Origin of the sequence: Exiguobacterium sp. s140, assembly GCF_018617035.1 — a bacterium.
Taxonomy (GTDB): Bacteria; Bacillota; Bacilli; order Exiguobacteriales; family Exiguobacteriaceae; genus Exiguobacterium; species Exiguobacterium profundum.
Window position 1 is genome coordinate 83,834 of the sequence record NZ_JACSJK010000003.1, and the last position, 16,831, is coordinate 100,664.

Genomic DNA, 16,831 nt, shown 5'->3' on the forward strand with positions numbered 1-16,831 from the left:
AAATTGCTCTTTATGAAACTTCGATGAATGATGCACGTTCATCTGGGAACAACGTATGGAAGTCTTCGTCATCCCACGGCAAAGCATTCGTTGTTTTCCACGTTGTTGACCCCACTGTATGTTCAATTCTTCTTGCAACGGTCTGTCGGGGTCTCAGTCCCAACCTCTCTCGCTCTTCGAGAGTGGCTTGTCCAGACTCGCAATCATGACGTAATACCAGGTCATTCCAAGTTCTCGTGAATACGGACTTTGGCAAACTCGACTGTGATTCTAGCTCACGCTTCGAGACGACACCCCTCTCCTGTAGTTGAATGCGGAAAGTTTCAGATAACGATTTGATTGCTCTATTTTTTTCGAACACTGGAATCGATTTCTTTCTTCCGTGTGTTCGTTGAACGTATACATCATCGTGAACCTCCTTTCCGAACAAGGAACGCACCATCTCTTTTGTTACTTGATGATAAGATATGCGTCGCTTGACCAATTCTTTCGCACGTTTTTCTGCTTTAGAAAAAACCGAAGAAAACATAGGGAAACAATAAAATGAGACATGATTATGTTTCTTTTTAAGAGCTTGATGCTTCTCTGCCTCGACCTGCATCTCAATTGGGACTTGTTTTGGCTTTTCGACAAGCCCCAAAACAGTAAACAGGTTCACCCATTGATTCAACGTAGACACCGATTTCTTCGGAAAAAAATGGTCTTTCACGTACTGAGTGGACAGAAAGAACACAGCATTGCCACCGGTTGCAAGATGTTTCCCAGAGATATGTTCTTTGGCATACATCAGAAATCGTTTCAAGACCTCAACTCCCCCACGAAGCACCATCTGTAGATTAGGCGTCTCCATAAGCGAAACATTGGAGAGCATATCGATGTTCTCTTCAATTTTTTTCTTCTCACGAACCACCCATTCATCGATACCAGTGATGGAAAAGGTCTCTTCCATGTATAGGGCAAGTTCTCGATTGGATTTATTTAAGACGATGGTCATCAAGTCAAATAAATCAAAGGCATAATAACCATGACCGTCTTTGATTTTAGAAAAGTAACGATACTCACCTTGCTCATTCTTGGATATCCATGCAAATCGCTTTGAAAAGAATGAACAAGTGAAGTATTGATTCAATCCTTGTGCATCCCGAATAAATTTTGTTAAATCAATCATTCTCATCTGTTGAATGAACGACTTCTCATGTTTCGATTGTTCGTTCTCTTCAACGAGATGTCGTAGTGAATGGAAGAGAAAGTCCATGTCGAATGATTCTTCTTTATGTGCCCAAATATTCATGCTTGCTCTTTTACGAATGGATGGGGTCATTCGTATGACGCTTTTGACACTTACTGACATGAACAATCTCCTCCTCCCTTTATTGATGCCCATCCATTTAGACTGAAGATAATTTTACCTACGAATAATTATAGAAATTATTTTGACTATAGTCAAATTTACAGGCACTTCTGATTTTAAGAATAAAAAAGTAAGTCACGTTGAGCGACCTACTTTTCCAAAACTTCAACATCTTTTCGTAACGACCGTCTATATCTGTTCCGTCGCTTCTCATCAGCAAGAATTCTTCTAATCTCTTTCCTGATTTTTTCATTCAAGCTTTCATTCGCCAAAATGAGTGAGATATACCTGTTCGCTCCGGACTGTTCATCTCCTAGAAGACTGCCTGCCCCTCGGAGCCTAAGGTCTTCCTTCGCCACTTCGAAGCCATCTTTTGCTCGACATAGCATTTCTAGCTTTTCTTTAGAAAATGGGTTCGGAGATGGTGAGACAAGGAAACAACTTGATGGTTTACTGCCTCTACCTACTCGCCCTTTTAATTGCCAGATTTGGCTAGAACCGAAACGTTCTGCATTCTCAATAACCATGACGGTTGCATTCGGGACGTTCACTCCCACTTCGATGACCGTCGTAGAAATCAATATATGCGTTTGACCGCTCTTAAAATTCCTCAAACGTGTGTTAAGGTCTTCCTCCTTCATGTTCCCCGAGATATAGTCGATGACGAATCCGTCCTGACTGAATTCTTTCTGAGTTTCTGCAAATACCTGTTCCACGCTTTTTACGTCTTCCATGCCATCATTGTCATCAATCAGTGGGCAAACGATATAAGCCTGTTCACCACGACGGACGGCATCACGAATGTTTTCATAAGGACGCTTGCTATCGGAGTGAAGAGATACGGCGACTGGCTTTCTCCCGCTTGGAAGCGTCTTAATCGTCAGGATATCAACATGTTCACCGTAAAGCGTCGTGGCGAGGCTTCTAGGAATTGGAGTTGCGGACATCGACACCATGTGTATCCCTAGCTCTACTTTCCCTCTGATGGCTTCTCTCTGCCGCACTCCGAATCGATGTTCTTCATCCACCACACAAAGTGACAGTTTGTGGAACTCGACTTCATCGTGAATGCAAGCATGAGTCCCGATTAGGATATCAATCTCTCCAGACTTCAGTTCTTTCAAGAGCGACTTCCGTTCTCGCACCTTCATCCCACCGTTTAAGAATCCGACACGGATTCCCAGAGGCTCTAACATCGTCTTTGCTTCATTATAATGTTGCATTGCCAAGACGTTCGTCGGAGCCATCAGAACAGATTGATAGCCCGACTCTGATTGACCGACCATCAGCAACAGTGCAACCATGGTCTTTCCACAGCCCACATCCCCCATGACGAGTGCATCGACCAGTTGACCGTCCCTCATTTTGCGAGTGATGGCACGCAACACTTCCCGCTGTCCTTCTGTCAACGAGAATGGAAGTTGATTCAGCAATGACGTTGTCTTGTCAAACCCAAGGATGGGATACGGATTTTCCTTTCTATCGTGAGCGCCTCGACTCAACAAGTGAAAGTTGTATTCAAACAGCTCGTCAAAAAGACTCCGTTTCATACTTTCCTCAAGATGACTCATATCTTTCGGCTGATGCAATCCTCTTACACCACGATGCAACGGGACGATTCCGAACTCCCTCAGAAGGACAGGTTCCAGGTAGTCATCCTTAGAATGGAGAGATAACCCAGTCAATATCGCCTTCTTCAGATAATCATCAGACATCCCTTTTATCTTCTTGTAAACTGGTTGAATCCCCAAGATAGATTCTCTGTTCAATCCCCAAACCAATGGGGAGATGAAATATTTCCCGAACTTCTTCTCAACTTTTCCACCGATATACAGCATGTCTTCGGTTTGAATCTGAGATTTCAGATATGGCTGACCGAAGAATGTCACAAAACCGATATCGCTACTGAGCTCGTCTTTCAATCTAAAAGTAACACCATTCTTAATCGGCTTTACTTCCGACACTATTCCTCCGAACAATCCTGGTGTGTCTCCGCCTTCACTGAACCTCAGTTGTTTCGAGAAGTCATAATATTTTCGTGGCAAATACCGTATCAGGTCTTCGACCGTCTCGATTTGGTTTTTCTTAAGTTGATTGGTTTTTGCTGTGGGAAACCCTAGTGTTTCAATTTTCATAATCAACCACCTCTCAATAACTTTATTATATCATGTATTTTTTGACTATTGTATAAATAAAATATGTTTTGTTCTATCCATCAATAACAACATCTACTCATGCATAGCATGGAAGAAAAACGATACATTATATTTGATGAGAGGACGTGAGAACAATGAATTTCTTCAAACGACTTAAACTATGGCTTATGAGAGATAAAAATGTTAAGAAAAAAGACAACAAATACCCGTATGTCAAAATAGAAAATGGAGAGGTGGTCTATGTTTTCGAAAACGAAGAACCTGAAAAAGTGTCACAAGTGGAAGAGGAACATCCACCTGACCCGGATGAGGTACCGTCTTCACCATCGCCAAAATGGTTTAGAATTGTATTGGTATTACTTCTTATCGCCATGATACCGTTGACTTATAAAATGTATCGAGAGGTCGCCATTCAGTCAAAAGAGGAGATAGTACTTCAAGAAATTTACGCTAGTAAAGCGACGCCATCCTCCGTAGAAAAAGACTCGGACAAAAAACCGGATGAAGCAAACACAGTCGATGAGAAGTCCTCTGATGAGGAATCCTCTACTGCCGACAAAATCATTCAAGCCGCAAATGATTGGAAGGATGATTTAAAAGGCTCATTCACATCCGGTGACAAAGGGAAGCCACAATCAGGACTCACCTCTAAACCTCAGAATGATGAGATGTTGATGAAGATTCGTCTTGAAGATGAGAATGCGACAATCTTCCTACAACAAGTCCGTGACATCTCTATCTTGTACATCCAAGGAGAGACTTCCAGAGGACAATACCTACTTCGATTGCAATCCATGGAATTGAAGTTGAATCGTTATGGCGAACGAGTTCAGGTGTTGAAGAACTCGGATAGCGTCAAACATCAAGACTACATCGAGTACATTCTTTTGAAAAAGAATGCGGTATCCGAACTGATTAACGAACTTCAGTCAGCTCCTACGAGCGATGTGGCTCAAATTTTCAACAATGCTGTTGACTTCCACAATGAACTATCAGCCGAATCGGATGAACTATTTATAGAAAAATTGAAACAAATGGGATACAAGACTTCTATCAAAGAAGGGACAATTTCATATCAATAAAAGAAGCAGACGAAAATCTGCTTTTTCTTATTGATGAATATTCCCGCTATAAAATGTCGAGAAATGTCATAAATGTTTAAACCGTGACACATAAAAGGTTTTTATGTCCTTATGTGACTACAATTTTGTTACATTTCGTCATTTTACATTGCTCTTTTTATATGACTACCGTAAAATGATACTTACGAAAGACCTTTGATACATAAAAATCGATTCAATCATCAGGACTCTTCAAAGGTCTGAGCAATAATGGACGTTAATATTAGAGGAGGAATTCGAGATGTCAAAACTCAGTAGAGGCGATTTTGTAGTCGTTGACCCAGGTAAGCACGAGGTCAAGGGTATGGTATTTACACGAACGGGAACAGTAAAAGGCGTGTTCTCATTCCCATCTAAAAGCAAACGAGTACCGAGCTTCAACAACCATGAAAGCTCGTCACCAAAACAATTCAAACTTGTATCAAACAACCGATTCCATCTTGTCGGTGAAGGGGTTCAAGCAGAATATAATGCGGACATCTCTAAAACGAACGAACATCATAAACTATGCGTTTACACGAGTGTTGCGGCTTTGGTCGGAAACAAAGAAGAACCAGTGAACCTTGTCATCGGTTCTCCTACAAACGACTTCGTTGCTTCAGAGAACATTGAGCGTTATAAAGAGTTAATCCTCGGGAATGAAGATGGGGTTATCTCATTGGGTCTGAACCAAGAAGACAAGTCGTTCGCTATCAATCGACTAGAAGTTTATCCGGAGGGTATGGCTGTACTACCTCGCACGCTCAAACAGCATACTAGTCAAATCCACGTCGTTGACATCGGTGGTCAGAACGTCAACTACCGTAAATATGACGAAAAAGGAAACACGCTTCAATACTTCAGCTTGGATTATGCGGGGATGAACCGTCTTGAACAGCATTTGAAGAGTGAACTACGCTTCGTCTTAACAAGTCAATATTTTGACATTGACAGCATTGACTGGAACCGTGCCATCTCTGAGCGTAAAATCCCGCAATTGGATGAGCTACTTGAGTCTGGGTCTACACTTTCTGGTTTCTCTGACTCAGAGGACTTCATGCAAGAGACCGTCAACACCTTCATTCGTGAGCAAATTATAGATGCCCTCGTTCGTAAGAGTGTCTACCTCAATCAACGTGGACATGCCATTCTCTTCACAGGCGGTGGTTCGCTCCGTCTTGAATCTTACTTGAACGAAGTCTTGACTTCGAATGCGGAAAACTTTGAAATCTCAAAAACTGCTAAATGGGACAACTGCATCAGCTATGCGATTCGTTACTTGACTCAAGTGGAATCTGATAAGTCAGTCGTTACGAAGGCGGTCGTCAAGATTATTAAAGCCGTTAAATCTGTAGATTTCGAAGAGAACTACAACATCATGGAAGAAGAAGACGAAGAGTTGACAATCGGATAAAGGAGCGTGATGTAAAAATGGCTAGAAATTCATTTAACGTCTCGCTTCAGAAAAAGCACAACCGAATCGTCCTTAGCCCATTGATTGAGAAATGTGAAACTGAGGGTGGTGTCATCTCAGATGTCATTGTGGATTATGTCGAGAAGGCACTCGATTATGAAAAGAGAATGGGTTTGAACAAGGTTATGCAGACCTACAAAATCATTCAAAGCATGGTCGGGGCGCAGTATCCTGCTGACACTCCACAACACGCAGAAGCGGTTGAAAATGTTTTGAAGCGAGTCATTCGTATCGACGGAGAAGAACTCTCTAATTTCTTGAGTGACCCAACCGGTTATGTTGGAATGGAATCTTCCACTCCGTTGCAACAATTGGCACCACTCCCTGCATCGAAACCGACTCAATCGTTCGAACAACCTTCTACTAGAGAAGAAATTCGTTACCCTGCAACAGAAGAGACTGCATCTTCAAAGGATGCGTCCTCTGTGGACGAAGAAGAGGAACGTATCGAACGGGCACGACGCCAACGTGCAGAGGCAAGACGAAGAAAGCAAGAAGAAGAGGAACGAAAACAACAGACGCCTGAGACAAATAGTAATGAGAATGATGAAATAGACGAATCCTCATTAAATGTTGGTGCGCTGTTCAATATGTAATTTTTATTTAGAGGGGAATCAAGTACCTGCACTCAGAGCGTCGTCACTAGGCGCCGCTTGGAATGCATACTTTCGAATCCCCTCTTATTTTTTTGATATACTTTGCATAGGATACAGCATAAACAATTCAAAATAGTAGTGTGAATAACACAATCTTTTAAATGTGAACAAATAATAGATATCTAGGAGTGAAAACTATGGAAAACTTTTTGAATAATGCATCAAAGTCGGATTACGATGCTTGGCTAAATAAAATTGAAAAATATACGAACAAGGAAAAGACTATGGTCGAATTCCCGAAACGAGGAGATATTTGGACATTGGATTTCGGTCATGGTATCGGTAGCGAGATGCTTGGAATTCGTCCGGTCGTCGTCTTATCATCTAGTCTGACGAATGAAAAGAGCAACACGTTGCTTGTTCTTCCAATCGCTAGGGGTGCTGAAAATCCCGATGATGACATGCCGTTCCATCTTCATATCACCCCCGACATTCTTGCATGGGGGGCAAACAAGGTTGACGGCATTATCAAAACGGAAAGCATCTATACCAAATCACGTGGACGTATCGGAAAGCGCATCGGTCGCTTGAATGATGAAGGTATCGATAAGGTGACCGAACTGGTATCGAAAGTGCTGTATATTCGAGAGCCGATTTCACCTGCAGAAGATTTACAGAAAGTATTTGAACGCCAGGCACGACGTCGTGGCGAAACAACGAATGAAATGTAAGTAAAAATCACAAAAGCAGATGGATAATCCATCTGCTTTTTATAATTTCTCTTCATCCATTTTGCGTGAAGAGTCAGGGATATGAAGCATCAAGCGGTCAATCTCCACATCTTCATAATCAATGATATCTTTTCGTTTCCCCTTCAGTACAATCTTTATGGTAGCCGTTGTATCATCAACAAAGCCATGTAGTGTTCCATATGCGTACTCTTTAAAATTGCCATCCATCAAATACATCCAATAGACTCGGTCTCCAATTTTAAACTGATGTTTCACTTTTGTCTCACGTGGCTCTAAACAAGTTACCATAACTTCAATTCCTCCCGGATTCTCTGTAATATTTGACTATCCTCACAACGTTCGTTCTTTTGTATAACCTAATATTATCCCCTTTTTTGACTATTGTCAAACTATATTTTTAAAATCTGTCAAAAATCATAGAACGCCGATACAGTGTTCATCTGTCCTCTTCGCTCATAGAATACCCATATCAAACATTTTAATTTAGTTAGAAAGGAAGTGTCGGTTCGATATGAATATTGAGGACAAAGAAAGTACAGACGTCAATGAGACTGAAAGTCGAAGTAATCTGGAATTGAAAGTCGTTCAGACTCAAAAGTCTAAGAAGTCGATTTTGGATGGGGGTGAGATGCCTTTACAAGAAGAGGACGACCAACCGCTCCGAATGAAAGATATGGTCAAGATAACCATGACACTCATCTTAGGATATATGTTGTTTGCTATCTTCCCTACTCTTATTCTGATGAAGGCTTTCGACCTCGGATTTTGGTTGTCATCTGGCATCACATTCATTCTAGCGATTTTCCTCACTCCCGGACTTGGCTTGCACAAGCCTGCAAGCCCTGAACAATTGGCGAAACGTGACATGTACAAGAAGAATAAAGGGCGGGCATTCAAGTAAAAAGACGACATTCACTGTCGTCTTTTATTTTGAATATCACGAAGCTGACTCTTACAAGCGCTAATCTCCTCTAATCTCCTCAATGACCCGAACGTCCACTTTTCCAACCTTTCTATATCCATCGACAAGTTGTTTTCTGTCATAGGTCTTTCCCCTACCTCTTCTAAATAACTTAAAGTTACCTGTACACGATTTAATATCATGTTGAATGAAGGTTTCGTATACCATCTCTTCAATTTCTGCATATCATGCCTCCTCTCTATATCATCAATTCAAAAGGGGCGGAAGCCCCCTTTGATTAATAACGAACTTCGACGCTCTTCTTTCCTAGCAGTTCTTGCAATTTGATGACCGTAGACATCCTAGTGTTTCCAAGAATAGCCTTCCCTTGTCTCGTGCTATATTCCTTCCCTCCCATCACAATCGTGACAGGAGTGTGATTTTTCTGCTTCGACTCCACGAAGATTTTTGTTGCTTCCGTGAATTCTTTTCTTGCTTGGGATTGGTCTGCGTTTAGATACAAGACCAGTTGTGACACATCTTGTGGGGACATCAGCTCTTCCATCGTTTCGATAGAGTTCACGATGAACTGTGTACCGAATTCGCTCGTGTCGATTTTTCCATAGAACGCAAGGACGGCTCCATTTTTCAAATGGTGTACATTTTGAGAATAGGTGGTCGGGAACAGAATCGCTTTCACACTTGCCGAAACATCCTCGATGACGATGTTTGCCATCAGTTGATGCGATTTAGTCTCTTTCACCTCCAACTCTTGTACAACGCCAGAAATCCGAACCATTTCTCCGTCAAAAGCACTTTCAAACAGAATTTCCTCTTCAAGACCATCTTCTGACTCGATTGCATTCGGTAGTATCTGTTGAATACTATAGAAATTCTTAATTTCTGGGTTCTTGAAGACTGCCTCATATTCATCCAATGGGTGACCAGACACATAGAATCCGGTATATTCCCGTTCTTTCTCTAAACGAGCCTTCTCTGTCATCTCACGTGCATTTGACAAGGTAAAGAAGTGGTCATAAATCGGTCGGAACAGTGAAGACGAGAATAATGACTTCGTTCCATTTTCTTTGTCCGATTTTGAAATACTAGCAATGCCGGTAAAGACATCAATCATGTCTAACTTTTCCAAACGTGTACCTGGGAACAAGTCGAAAGCCCCCGCATAGATAAGTGCCTCGATTCGCCGTTTTGTGATACCTGCTGAAGCGGACATCCGCTCGATAAAGTTGAAAAGACTCGTGAACAATCCATTTTCACTTCGCTCACGAATAATCATTTCCCCATAAGAACCCATATTTCGAATCCCGCCGAATCCGAAACGAATAGATTTGCCATCCACTGAGAAATCCTGCATCGAACGATTGACGTCCGGTGATAGAACGGATACCCCACGGTTCTTACATACAGTCATGAACTGTTTAATTCGGTCTGCTTTTGAGAGGAACGAGTTCAATGTCGCTGTCAGGTATTCGACAGGGAAGTAATGACTCAACCAAGCAGAACGAATAGCAATGTCACTATATCCCACTGCGTGACTCTTGTTGAAGGCATATAGACCGAACTTCTTCATCCGCTCCCAAAGATTGCGAGCCAAAGCCTCATCCACGCCGTTTGCGATAGCACCTGCAATCGCTTTTTCCTCATTCCCATGAAGGAAGTACTCTCCGTACATGTTCAGTAACGCTTCAATCTTTTTCCCCATCGCCTTTCGCACACCGTCAGCATCACCTTTTGAGAATCCTGCCAATTGACGAACGATGTGCATGACCTGTTCCTGATAAACGATAACGTTGTATGTCGGTTTCAAAATATCTTCTAGCTCAGGGATATCATAATGAATCCCATCTGGGGTCAACATGTTCTTGACGTAGTTTGGAATTTCATCCATCGGACCCGGGCGGTAAAGTGAGATGCCCGCCACCAAACGCTCGAACAATTGAATGCCTTCCTCTTCTGTCCCCTTCATATTCTGGATGTCCTGATAAAGTTGCCCCATCAGCCCTGTCATCCCCGAGGACTCCAACTGGAATACCCCTGCGGTATGTCCCTTTGAGATAAAGTCATACACATTGTGGTCTCCGATTGGAATATCATCGAGATTAAGAGGGTCATTCACATCTCGTTTCGTCTCATTGATATACTTCAACGCACGTTCGAACACGCCCATCGTCCGCAATCCGAGGAAGTCCATCTTCAAAATCCCCATCTCTTCACATTCGCCCATCGTAAACTGCGTCACCGTGTCACGAGTTTTCGTCTTGCTGTTGTTGAGCGTGACGAGCGGGATGTAATCAGAAACGGCACTTGGAGAAATCAACACCGCACAAGCATGTTGAGACAATGTCCGTGGCAAACCTTCCAGTCGAATCCCAAAGTCAACGACCTTTTTCACATTGTCATCCGAATTGTAAAGACGCTTGAATTCAGGCGAAAGTCTCAATACGTTTGTCAACGTAACTTTAACGTTCTCACCATTCTGTTCAAGTTTAGTTGGTACAAGCTTCGCAATCTTATCCCCAAACTGAGTTGGTTGCCCCATGACACGAGCCACGTCACGAACGACACTTTTCGCCTTCATGCGACCGAAAGTGATGACGCCCGCCACCGCCTCATGACCATATTTTTCACGCACATAGTCGATGACTTCTTCACGTCGTGTATCCGAGAAGTCGATATCGATGTCCGGCATCGAGATACGGTCTGGATTCAAGAATCGCTCGAACAGCAATCCGAATGGAATCGGGTCAATGTTTGTAATCCCGAGGCAATACGTGAGCAATGAACCACAAGCCGACCCACGTCCGGGACCTACTGGGATATCCTTGCTTCTTGCGTAGGACACAAAGTCTTCAACAATCAAGAAGTAACCTGGGAATCCCATCTTCTTGACGGTTTCAAGCTCAAATTCAATACGTTCATGATACTCAGAACTATTGAATGCCTCTTTACCTTTGAAGCGATTCTCAAAGCCTTTCATCACTAGATGACGGAGATAGACATTCTCATCTTCGAATCCTTCAGGTAAAGGGAAATGTGGCATATAGACATTCCCTGTGTCCATCACTGGATGCAAAGACTCTGCAAGGTCTAACGTATTATCCAAGACATCCGGCACGTCCTTGAAACGCTGAACCATTTCTTCCGAGGTGTGAATGTGATAGCCATCCCCATCAAACTTCCAACGATATGGGTCATCCAATGTACTCTTTGTTCCGATACAGAGATGAATGTCATGAACATCCTTGTCTTCGATGTTGGTCATGTGACTGTCGGTTGTTGCCACAACCTTGAGTCCGAACTCTTTGGCAAGAACAAAGACCCCATCTTCAACTACTTTCTCTTCCTCAAGTCCATGTCGTTGAATCTCTAGGAAATAGTTTTCTTTTCCGAAAATGTCAATCATGCCTTGAATAAGGCTACGTGCTTTGTCCATCTGACCACGGATAATTGCACGAGGAATCTCACCTTGGATGCAAGCGGATAAACAGACGACACCCTCACTGTGCTTCTCCATGTCCTCCCATGTGATTTGAGGCTTGGAGTTGAAGTTGTGATAGCCGTTAGAAGTCATTTTGAAAAGATTTTTCACCCCTGTCGCATTCTTTGCGAGCAGGACGATGTGATGTGACTTTTCTTCCTTATCACGGGAATAGTGATAAGCCTCGAAGCCAATCAATGGCTTCTTCCCGACCTTCTTCATCGCTTTATAGAACTCCAATGACCCGAACATATTCCCATGGTCTGTCACTGCGATAGCCCATTCTGCTTTCTTGACGATATCTGACACTCGACTGATGCAGTCAAGAATCGAATATTCACTATGACCATGCAGGTTGACATAGCGAACGACCTTCAATAACCCATTCTCTGCAATGGCATAGAAACGGTTTCTATTTTTAAAGAGGTGACGTTCATTCTCATAAAATCCACATCCAGGCAACGTATCAATCGTCTCCCAATCTGAATCTTCCGACTCTACACCTTTCTTCTTCATCTGACGAACATCCACGTTCCCGCTCTCGTTCAAGACGAGCAAAAGACGTTCTTTATCTTCGACTTTATCGTTCGTGTAGTTTAGTACCAATCCAACCGACTCCTTCCAGTTTGTATCCCGTATTCTCTGATACGATTATACTAAATTTTTTTGACTATAGTCAAATTAGTGACGATGCATCAAACACCTATACTGTATTTTCGTCACCCTTGTTTTATAAAACACCCCTGAACTGTGCGCCGTTTCAACACACATCTTTCACCAAACAAAAAGACTCCTGTTTTCAGGAGTCTTTACTATTAACGGCTCATCTCATTTTCGATGAGTTTTGCCAAGACGATATGAATCTCTGACGGCGGTACCATGATGATACCCTTGCCGTACATTTCTTCATACACTGGACGGTTTCTCGTCATTTCCTTTTCAGAGCCAAAGCCGATGACGATGACGATGATACCTTTTTCACGAGCCATTCGCACGGCTTCCTTCACTTCCCGCTGACCGGCAATTTCGTTCGGTTCAGTCGGACGACCATCCGAAAGGACAATCAAGAACTTGCGACGTTCATTCCGTTTGAGCAATTCAGCTGTCGCCACTTTAATCGAGTAACCATCTCGGTTTGCCGACATCGGGATGTTCGGCTTACGTTTCCACGAGAGGGTGTCCTTCGACTCCTGGTTGAAGTCCTTCACCGTTGAATGATGAACGTAATTTCCTGTCCCAGAGAAGAAAGTGATGCGATGTGGGACGATGTCTCGTAACCCTTCCTCGATTGTCGCCACAGCCCGAACAGCATAATCGATTTTTCTGTATTGAGTGTCCATATAGCTTGTCATGGAACCACTATAATCGACCAAAAGGTTGATGGCGATACTTCTATCCGTTGGTACCCCTTTTCTCAGGAACACATTATGGTCTTTCACGTTCATCTTCCATAATGTTGAGGTATCAAGACGTCCACTCCGTCGATGTTTCGACGTGTAAGTCTTCTTATTCAGCAAGATTTTCTGAAGTTTCTTGTTGAGATAACGACCGTTCTCCATCACATCTGACGGTACAGCTGAGTTACGGGTTTCCACCGGGTTACGGTTGTTCAATGTAACACTTGGGTCAACCTCACGCATCTCTTTTTCAGACAGATGACCTTTATACTCATTTTCTTTTTTGTATAGAGCCTCTTCTCGTCTCATCTCCATCTCCGCTTCCTTCATGAGAGACTGACCAGACTCGTTGATGGCATCTTTTTGATTTGCCATAATCGATTTAATCAATTGTTCCATTTCTTCCGTCGTATAGTTGCTTTCGCTCTTGCTTGCTGAGTCGCTTTGCGAATCATTCAAGTCGCCACTAGGATTTTCTCCATCCGTTTCATCCTTATTCTCTTCCGCTTCATCCTCAGAATCTGAACCATCAGATGAGTCCTTGCCCTCTAAGCCCTCTTCATCCTTAGAATCATTCTCCGAGGATTGACCAGAACCTTCGGACACCTCGTCGTCTTTCGCTTCGTCATCTCCATCTTCCTTTGATGACGAACCGTTTGATGATGATTCCTCATCTGTATCGTCTTGCTCCGAAGACTCCGTTTTTCCACTTCCATCCCCTTCGCCATCTTCCTCTTCCGATTCTTCAGAAGCCTCATTCTGCTCAGGTACAAAGTGTGAAGATACAGAGTTCCCTGGTTGCGAATCATCATCTTCTTTTGGTGCAGAAGAAGTATAATCCGGTTGGTCATCCATACTCTCCAACTGTTCTTGGTTTTCATCGCTTTGAAGGAGCTCATCGAAGTATTCTCCAAGCGCCTTCACGATTTGCAACGTATCGTCTGCACAACCCTTTGCAGTTGGGTTGTTAATCGCATTGATGATAAGCGGTCGGACGAGGTCTAACATTTCATCTGCCTTCGCCCCAGTGTAATGCGCATCCCAATCTTTTGCTTTGATACCCATCGTCGAGAGTGAGATAAGAGACTGCATGAAATCTGCAAGTTCGTTCTCCCCATTGACCGGATAGAGATTCCAAAACGATGCACGCAAGAACTGGATATGTTTCAAGTATCCTGGATACCGGTTGACCAGACGCTTTTCGATGCGACCATCCTCTGTGATGTTCAACATGTTTGCACCGAGCTGTTTCGGAACCCGCTTATTGAACGTGTCTTGGAAATATTTTTGAACATCCGTTTGGAATTTTTGGAACACTTTAAAATCCGAAGACCATACGTGTTCTGCCTCGTGACCAGTCAACGCCGAAGTCACAGATAGAATCTCTTCAAACGTCATTCCCCAAGTGTGTTCGGGAATCCCGACAACGACCTGCTTCCCGTCTGTATAGCTTCCGCCACCGATATTCAAACGATAGTTGAAGTCGATATATGGCAATAAATGGTGTGCAGAATTGCGCATCACATTGTAGATACCGTTTTTCTGAATCCATCCTTTTACTCGGTTATACTGTTCTTTCTGATTCAATGTCGATTGAGTCATGTCCATTTCTCCTTTGAAGTTAAATTGTAGTCTCCTACATCCTTTAAAAATAAAGAGGGGGAGGGAGTTTTAAATCCCCTCCCCCAAGAATCATGCGATGACCTTATCGATGATTGCACTTACCGTCAGACGGTATTCGGCATCCTCAATACGATTGGCAACGCCATCTTCCATCGCTTCCTTGATGCCTAAATCTTCAACGACTTCAAGGGCATCGATAAATCCTCGAATCGTCACACAGTCCATCGTCAAGTGTTTCTGGTCAACAAGTCTCATGATGTCTTTGTAGATTCGGTCTGCTACCTTGATGTCCTCTGCTTTCGCTGAAGGGACTCGGGCTTTCAAAAGTTGTGCAATTGACTCATTGTTCGGGAAAATGATTGGTGTGAAACGGTCTCGTGTCGCCTCGTTCAATTGAGTTGTTCCGACATAATCCGGGTTCATCGTCAAGATGATTCCGAAGTTATCATCTGCTTGTACTCGCCCGTATGAGGGAACTTCGATGCTTCCACGGTCATCAACGATAGAGTGCATGAGAACCAACACTGAAGGGTTCGCCATGTTCACCTCATCAAGGTTGATGAATCCACCGACTTCAAGTGCTTCGACCAATGCTTCTTTGTCGAAACTCATTCTCGAAATCTCTTTCCCATCAATGACATCTGATTCAATCGATTTCGAACCGAGAAGGTCATATTTGTCAGTCTCCGCATTCATTGAGAGCTCATAGAGCGGACGTTGATAAATCCATGCAAGAGTTGTGACCAACAAGTTCTTCCCTGTACCTTTTTCCCCAATGAATCGTAAGTGTTTCCCTTTGTTCAAGTAGACAACGGTCTTCTTGACACCACCGAAACTATCAGCAAACTGAACTGTCGGCTCTGGAATTCGTCCTGCCACCTCAGCCGGATACTCTCGATACCCTTGCATCACTTTCATGATGTGTTTCTTCGAAAGACCACTCGCCTCCAAATATTTCTGGATACGATTCAATCGTTCCATCGGGATGAATGATGACTTCTCTTTTTTCAATTCAGCCAACGTCAATGGACGCTTACCTGTCTTGATGTAAGTCAACGTCTCTTCATCAACAGTCATACGGACGGTGTATGTCGAGTTCAATGGTACCTTCGCTCGACCCATCATCTCATTGTCCTTGATTTTAGAGAGGACTTTAGCCGCTTCATCATATCCTGTTGATGCGCTGTCTACCAATCCGGCTTTTCCGTCTTCATAATAGACAACAATCTCGCCATCTTCATACTTGATGAGGACAGGGACAGAGTCGGAGTCTTTCAACTCTCCAAGAACCGCAATCTTTTTCGGATAGTCAGAATGGCTACCTTTTACATGAAGTTCGAATGCCTGCTCTCCTTCTAGCAAAGGTTCATCTCCACCAGTGAATTCGCCTGGCATGACTTCAAAAACACATGCCTCAGTTGTGACGTCGTGATTCGAATAAATCTTCTTCTGTTCGAATCTGACTACCTTGACTCGAACACCGTCTAATTTCTCATGCTTTTTCATCAATTCGTAAAGCACGACCTTCGATTCCGTATCTTCCAATTTCTTAGCATCTGCGGCGAAACCGAGGGAATCTTTCATTCCGTCCACATAGACTTTAAGAGCCGTAGTGTCAGTTTCAACTGGTTCAGATTTGACCGTCATCTCTTGACCGACTTTGATGAAGTCAGAGAGTTTTGATTTTGTGTCTGCACTGAGTAACGTGAATGTCATGTTTTGATTTTTTGCCATGATTGATTAGCTCCTTTTAAATAAATTGTGGAAGTGACTCCACTCCAAATTTGTCTTAATACTTCATTATAGACAGGGGGAATCCTTTTATAATCTCTAGTTCATCATACATAATTATTTGACTATTGTAAAAATCTTTTTTACTATATTTATGTAAAGTGATAATCATATGGTGCATCTCATAGAATAAAACGTACAAAACTTTTGGCGTGCATGAAGCACTGTTTATTTCAGAGGAGGAATTCGAA

General features: G+C 43.0%; 11 protein-coding genes. 5 read left to right on the forward strand and 6 right to left on the reverse strand.

The features are described 5' to 3' along the window. Window positions 1-10: 10 nt before the first annotated feature. Complete coding sequence (locus KNO61_RS11280; RefSeq protein ID WP_214688631.1) at window positions 11-1,351, reverse strand: hypothetical protein; 1,341 nt, start codon at window positions 1,349-1,351, stop codon at window positions 11-13. 149 nt (window positions 1,352-1,500) lie between these two features. Further along, window positions 1,501-3,486, reverse strand: coding sequence for an ATP-dependent DNA helicase RecG (locus KNO61_RS11285; RefSeq protein WP_214688629.1), 1,986 nt, complete (start codon window positions 3,484-3,486; stop codon window positions 1,501-1,503). Between the two features lie 254 nt (window positions 3,487-3,740). On the opposite strand from KNO61_RS11285, the gene KNO61_RS11290 reads away from it, so the two are divergent. From KNO61_RS11290 to KNO61_RS11305, 4 genes are all read left to right on the forward strand, one after another. Further along, window positions 3,741-4,589, forward strand: coding sequence for a hypothetical protein (locus KNO61_RS11290; protein ID WP_214688627.1), 849 nt, complete (start codon window positions 3,741-3,743; stop codon window positions 4,587-4,589). A 280-nt stretch (window positions 4,590-4,869) separates the two neighbouring features. Beyond that, window positions 4,870-6,021: a ParM/StbA family protein gene (locus KNO61_RS11295; RefSeq protein ID WP_214688625.1), complete on the forward strand. Its 1,152-nt coding sequence runs from the start codon at window positions 4,870-4,872 to the stop codon at window positions 6,019-6,021. 17 nt (window positions 6,022-6,038) lie between these two features. Next, on the forward strand, window positions 6,039-6,677 hold the full coding sequence (locus KNO61_RS11300) for a hypothetical protein (protein WP_214688624.1): 639 nt from the start codon (window positions 6,039-6,041) through the stop codon (window positions 6,675-6,677). Between the two features lie 197 nt (window positions 6,678-6,874). Next, a complete protein-coding gene (locus tag KNO61_RS11305) occupies window positions 6,875-7,408 on the forward strand; it encodes a type II toxin-antitoxin system PemK/MazF family toxin (protein WP_214688623.1) in 534 nt (177 codons plus the stop codon). A gap of 39 nt (window positions 7,409-7,447) precedes the next feature. Here the strand turns inward: KNO61_RS11305 and KNO61_RS11310 are convergent, their stop codons facing one another. After that, window positions 7,448-7,717 carry a hypothetical protein gene (locus KNO61_RS11310; protein ID WP_214688622.1) on the reverse strand — a complete coding sequence of 90 codons (270 nt, stop codon included), beginning with the start codon at window positions 7,715-7,717 and terminating at the stop codon, window positions 7,448-7,450. Between the two features lie 223 nt (window positions 7,718-7,940). Here KNO61_RS11310 and KNO61_RS11315 point away from each other — a divergent pair, with 223 nt between their 5' ends. Further along, window positions 7,941-8,330 carry a hypothetical protein gene (locus KNO61_RS11315; RefSeq protein WP_214873358.1) on the forward strand — a complete coding sequence of 130 codons (390 nt, stop codon included), beginning with the start codon at window positions 7,941-7,943 and terminating at the stop codon, window positions 8,328-8,330. A gap of 298 nt (window positions 8,331-8,628) precedes the next feature. Here the strand turns inward: KNO61_RS11315 and dnaE are convergent, their stop codons facing one another. From dnaE to KNO61_RS11330, 3 genes are all read right to left on the reverse strand, one after another. Further along, the gene (gene dnaE / locus KNO61_RS11320; protein WP_214688620.1) at window positions 8,629-12,435 is read right to left on the reverse strand and encodes a DNA polymerase III subunit alpha; all 3,807 of its coding nucleotides are present in this window, start codon (window positions 12,433-12,435) and stop codon (window positions 8,629-8,631) included. Window positions 12,436-12,644: 209 nt separating this feature from the next. Further along, a complete protein-coding gene (locus KNO61_RS11325; protein WP_214688619.1) occupies window positions 12,645-14,828 on the reverse strand; it encodes a VWA domain-containing protein in 2,184 nt (727 codons plus the stop codon). A 90-nt stretch (window positions 14,829-14,918) separates the two neighbouring features. Beyond that, window positions 14,919-16,583, reverse strand: a complete 1,665-nt coding sequence (locus KNO61_RS11330) for an AAA family ATPase (RefSeq protein ID WP_214873360.1) — start codon at window positions 16,581-16,583, stop codon at window positions 14,919-14,921. Window positions 16,584-16,831: the final 248 nt, after the last annotated feature.

What these genes read in the sequence shown, in the direction of transcription:
- KNO61_RS11280 (WP_214688631.1), bottom strand. Translation starts at nt 1,351, where the DNA reads ATGTCAGTAAGTGTCAAAAGCGTCATACGAATGACCCCATCCATTCGT.
- KNO61_RS11285 (WP_214688629.1), bottom strand. Translation starts at nt 3,486, where the DNA reads ATGAAAATTGAAACACTAGGGTTTCCCACAGCAAAAACCAATCAACTT.
- KNO61_RS11295 (WP_214688625.1), top strand. Translation starts at nt 4,870, where the DNA reads ATGTCAAAACTCAGTAGAGGCGATTTTGTAGTCGTTGACCCAGGTAAG.
- KNO61_RS11300 (WP_214688624.1), top strand. Translation starts at nt 6,039, where the DNA reads ATGGCTAGAAATTCATTTAACGTCTCGCTTCAGAAAAAGCACAACCGA.
- KNO61_RS11305 (WP_214688623.1), top strand. Translation starts at nt 6,875, where the DNA reads ATGGAAAACTTTTTGAATAATGCATCAAAGTCGGATTACGATGCTTGG.
- KNO61_RS11310 (WP_214688622.1), bottom strand. Translation starts at nt 7,717, where the DNA reads ATGGTAACTTGTTTAGAGCCACGTGAGACAAAAGTGAAACATCAGTTT.
- KNO61_RS11315 (WP_214873358.1), top strand. Translation starts at nt 7,941, where the DNA reads ATGAATATTGAGGACAAAGAAAGTACAGACGTCAATGAGACTGAAAGT.
- KNO61_RS11325 (WP_214688619.1), bottom strand. Translation starts at nt 14,828, where the DNA reads ATGACTCAATCGACATTGAATCAGAAAGAACAGTATAACCGAGTAAAA.
- KNO61_RS11330 (WP_214873360.1), bottom strand. Translation starts at nt 16,583, where the DNA reads ATGGCAAAAAATCAAAACATGACATTCACGTTACTCAGTGCAGACACA.